This is a genomic window from Erwinia sp. (assembly GCF_031978025.1).
Classification (GTDB): Bacteria; Pseudomonadota; Gammaproteobacteria; order Enterobacterales; family Enterobacteriaceae; genus Erwinia.
This window is the reverse complement of sequence record NZ_DALZCD010000313.1, coordinates 1-4637: the sequence shown is the minus strand read 5'-3', so window position 1 is coordinate 4637 and position 4637 is coordinate 1. Positions and strand designations below refer to the sequence as shown.

The window sequence follows — 4637 nt, the reverse complement described above, 5'->3', positions numbered from 1 at the left end:
CGCAAAAAGAGCAGTACAGCAGCTTACCTGAACCGTCTTTGCGCTTATCTGTCATCAGTTAACCTCATGGCTATCAGCGGCCCTTCCAGGCTGTGTTCATTAATGGACCAGATCCTAATATAGCGCATTTCAGGGGCGTTTTGGCAGCAAAACCGGGTTGCGCTGCGCCTGTTAGTTACGCTGTTTTTTCGTTAACCTCAACGAAGGTAAGATGCACCGGAAGAGCACGGGTTAAGGTAACAGCGATTAACGCGCTGTTTTAACAGGCAATCATTGTGTGCGGCCACAGTTGATTTAGCTGTTGAATGGATTATGCTAAACTCTTGTCACTTATACAGATCGTTTCCGATGGAGTCTAAATAATGTCTCAGGAGCCAAAGAAAGAGAGCCCGGAAGAGAAATCCTCTCTGGCGCTTAACAAGTTACTGCAAGCCCGATCTGTGATCATTTCTGGCGAAATCGATCAGGCGCTGGCGGAGAAGGTGACCGCACAACTCCTGATCCTGCAGGAAATGGGCGACGAGCCGATCAAGCTGTTTATCAACAGCCAGGGCGGCCACGTTGAAGCTGGCGACACTATTCACGATATGATTAAGTTCGTGAAGCCGAAGGTACAGGTTATCGGCACCGGCTGGGTAGCCAGCGCGGGCATTACCATTTTCCTGGCGGCGGAAAAAGAAGATCGCTATACGCTGCCTAATACCCGCTTCATGATCCACCAGCCGCTGGGCGGCGTACGCGGTAAGGTTTCCGATATTGAAATCGAAGCCAACGAGCTGCTGCGCGCGCGTGACCGCATCAACCGGCTGATCAGCAAAGCAACCGGCCAGCCGCTGGAAAAAGTAGAGCAGGATACGGACAGCAACTACTGGATGGGTCCGCAGCAGGCGATCGAATACGGTATCGCCAGCCATCTGATCACGCATTGGGACGAACTGAAAGCGTAACCGCTTTCCCGTCCTGTAAAAGCCTCCCTGACCGGAGGCTTTTTTTTGCCCCCTTTACTTTGCCTGGCTGGCTGCTCCGTACCCCGTGCTTCCCCTTTTTTCGGCCTTGCCTGTTTACTCTTTTTTTGGCCTTGCCTGCCTCTTCTTTGCTCTGCCTCTGCTGCTCCAGATCTCTGCCCTGCCTCACCTGCTCCCTGCTTCTTGTTCTGCTTCTACTGCGGGCCTCTGCTGATCCGCGCCTCGCCTGTTCCGTACTCAGTGCTCCTGCTTGTTTCCTGCCTCGCCTGCTCCCTGCTGCTTCTGTACTCCGCTTTTTGTTCTGCTTTTCTGTGCTCTGCTTCTGCTGTGGGCCTCTGCTATATCCTGCCTGGCCTGTCTTCTGCCCCGCAATCAGCCCTTCCCCTTGTTTAATCATAAGTAAAACTAAGCATTGTCCGAATATTTCCGCTGAGAATATGTACCAGCTAAAACTCCATGTATATTCCTTGCCTTTTATCGTTAAGGAAAAGAAAATGATTCGTAAAGAGATCTACAATCTCCAGATTGTCAGAGGGCTGGCCGCGCTGTGCGTGGTACTGGAACATCTCTCGCCCCGCGCCGTTGCTCATTTCTTCAGTGCAGGCCAGGTGGGCGTATCCATGTTCTTCTTCCTGAGCGGCTATATTATGATGCATACCTTCAGGGAGGATCAGTCCGCGGGAGCCTTTCTTAAGAACAGAATAAAAAGGATCTACCCGGCCTATCTTATCCTCTCTGTTCCTCTTATTTTGTATACGCTTCACAAGACCGGTTCATTAACTTATCTTCTGCATAATCTTTTCCTTATTCCGTGGACCGAGTGGGACAGAGAAGCCCTGCCCTATAACTGTTCGGAATCGATGGCGAACCCGGCGGCCTGGACGCTGGTCTATGAATTCTATTTTTACCTGCTGCTTTGCGTAGGCAAAACGTTGCTGAACAAAAGAACTTTTGTGTTCTCATTTACCAGCGTGGCGATGATCGCCATTCTTGTTGTGACCAATATCACGTGGGGTAATGACGGCTATCTCGGCTGGCACGGCGTGACGTTCAAATCCGTTGCAGGCAACCTTGCGCTGCTTTCATTCATTGCTGGCATGTGCGGACGGCAGCTGGGTTTTCACCACCTGAAAAAAAATCTTGCCGTATTCCTGTTGATTCCTGCCGCTATGCTGTTGCTGTGGCTGATGGCAAGAGAGGGCGTGACCAATCTGCAAATTCGCGATCTGCTGGGGTCGTGCCTGCCTTCCTGGACCTTTGTACTGCTCATGGCCAATATGGAAGATTTGAAAGGGTGGGTGTTTAACAGGCTTCACGCTGTCGGCATGTATTCCTATTCGCTTTACCTTTTCCACGCCAACTTCTATACCGCAAAGTGGATCGTCTTTAATCAGCTTTCCCGCCTGGGGCTGGACTTTACGCTGCTTAAAATGGCGATACTGCTGCTGTTTATCGCGCTGTCGCTGTTCTTTTCAAAGCATCTTTATAACCTGGTTGAAAGAGGCGGTGCCTGGAAAATGCTGCGTGGCCGTCCCCTTAAAGCAGGCTGAGAAGTAAGCGCATAAAAAAAGAGAGCCAAAAGGCTCTCTTTTTCAAGGGACTGGCAGTAAAGCCTTCTGTGAATTATTCGCCAGAGGCCTGTTGCGCGTCGCCCTTGCCGTAAATCAGCATCGGGTCCGACTCGCCCGCGATAACCGACTCGTCGATCACCACCTTTTCCACGTCGTCCATCGACGGCAGGTCGTACATCGTGTCCAGCAGCGCGCCCTCCACTATCGAGCGCAGACCGCGCGCCCCGGTCTTGCGCGACATCGCCTTGCCCGCTATCGCCTTCAGCGCCTCTTCGCGGAACTCCAGCTCCACGCCTTCCAGGCTGAACAGCGCCTGATACTGCTTGGTCAGCGCGTTCTTCGGCTCGCACAGGATCTGGATCAGCGCTTCCTCGCTCAGCTCCGTCAGCGTCGCCACCACCGGCAGACGGCCGATAAATTCCGGGATCAGGCCGAACTTAATCAGGTCTTCCGGCTCAACCTGCGCCAGCAGCTCCCCTTCCGTCGCCTTCTCCGCCTTGCCCTTCACCGTGGCGCCAAAGCCGATGCCCGACCCGGTGTCCACGCGCTGTGAGATAACCTTGTCCAGCCCGGCAAACGCGCCGCCGCAGATAAACAGGATTTTCGAGGTGTCCACCTGCAGGAATTCCTGCTGCGGGTGCTTGCGGCCGCCCTGCGGCGGTACCGCGGCAACGGTGCCCTCAATCAGCTTCAGCAGCGCCTGCTGCACGCCCTCGCCCGACACGTCACGCGTGATGGACGGGTTATCCGACTTGCGGGAAATCTTGTCGATTTCATCAATGTACACGATGCCGCGCTGCGCTTTCTGCACGTCGTAGTCGCATTTCTGCAGCAGCTTCTGGATGATGTTTTCCACGTCCTCGCCCACATAGCCCGCTTCGGTCAGCGTGGTGGCGTCGGCCATGGTAAACGGCACGTCCAGCAGGCGCGCCAGCGTTTCCGCCAGCAGCGTCTTGCCGCTGCCGGTCGGGCCAATCAGCAGGATGTTGCTCTTGCCCAGCTCGATGCCGTTGCTGGTGTCGCCGTTGCGCAGGCGCTTGTAGTGGTTATAGACCGCCACCGCCAGCACCTTCTTCGCCCGCTCCTGGCCGATAACGTAGTCGTCCAGATGCTCGCGGATTTCATGCGGCGTCGGCAGCGAACTGCGCTCGCGGTGGGGCGCGACCTCTTTGATCTCTTCGCGAATGATGTCGTTACATAAGTCGACGCATTCGTCGCAGACATACACTGACGGGCCGGCAATCAGCTTACGGACTTCATGCTGGCTTTTGCCGCAAAAAGAGCAGTACAGCAGCTTACCTGAACCGTCTTTGCGCTTATCTGTCATTAACTTGCCCCTCTTGTTTAACCCTGACGGCCGGAGCCGTCAGTCTGCCTGTGTGACGGCAGCAATCTTTTTTACCCACCAGCGCCAATTAACCGCGCTGGTTCAGAATGGAGTCGACCAGGCCGTACTCTACCGCTTCGCCTGCAGAGAGGAAGCGATCGCGCTGGGTATCACGCTCGATGGTTTCGACGCTCTGGCCGGTATGTTTGGCCATCAGCTCGTTCATCATCTGCTTGGTTTTGATAATCTCACGCGCGTGGATATCAATGTCCGACGCCTGCCCCTGGAAGCCGCCCAGCGGCTGATGGATCATCACGCGGGAATGCGGCAGGCAGTAACGCTTGCCTTTCGCACCGGCGGTCAACAGGAAAGAGCCCATTGAGCAGGCCTGGCCCATACAGATGGTGCTGACATCAGGCTTGATAAATTGCATGGTGTCGTAAATAGACATGCCCGCGGTAATTACGCCACCAGGAGAGTTAATATAAAGGTGGATATCCTTTTCCGGGTTTTCTGCTTCCAGAAACAGCATCTGCGCGACGATCAGGTTCGCCATATGATCCTCAACCTGACCGGTCAGGAAGATGATACGTTCCTTCAGCAGGCGGGAAAAGATGTCGTAAGAACGCTCTCCGCGAGAAGTTTGTTCAACCACCATTGGCACTAAAGCCATATGAGGTGCTGTTTGTTCACGTTCGCCACTGTATGACATTACCGTCTCCTGGATTTTTCATTTGGCCACACTACCAATTCTACTTGAGAGCGTTCCGGAAC

Annotated in this window: 4 protein-coding genes; 2 read left to right on the top strand and 2 right to left on the bottom strand. The window is 54.2% G+C overall.

The genetic code is table 11. The annotated features are described in order from the left end of the window. Positions 1 to 362 precede the first annotated feature (362 nt). Positions 363 to 947, top strand: coding sequence for an ATP-dependent Clp protease proteolytic subunit (locus RTK32_RS19130; RefSeq protein ID WP_312046770.1), 585 nt, complete (start codon positions 363 to 365; stop codon positions 945 to 947). 512 nt (positions 948 to 1459) lie between these two features. Next, positions 1460 to 2515, top strand: coding sequence for an acyltransferase (locus RTK32_RS19125; RefSeq protein WP_312046769.1), 1056 nt, complete (start codon positions 1460 to 1462; stop codon positions 2513 to 2515). Positions 2516 to 2588: 73 nt separating this feature from the next. Here RTK32_RS19125 and clpX read toward each other — a convergent pair whose 3' ends face one another. Both clpX and clpP read right to left on the bottom strand, forming a co-directional pair. After that, positions 2589 to 3863, bottom strand: coding sequence for an ATP-dependent protease ATP-binding subunit ClpX (gene clpX, locus RTK32_RS19120; RefSeq protein ID WP_312046767.1), 1275 nt, complete (start codon positions 3861 to 3863; stop codon positions 2589 to 2591). 88 nt (positions 3864 to 3951) lie between these two features. Further along, positions 3952 to 4575 (bottom strand): ATP-dependent Clp endopeptidase proteolytic subunit ClpP, encoded by a 624-nt coding sequence (clpP, locus tag RTK32_RS19115; protein ID WP_312046766.1) that lies wholly within the window; start codon positions 4573 to 4575, stop codon positions 3952 to 3954. Between the last annotated feature and the right edge of the window lie 62 nt (positions 4576 to 4637).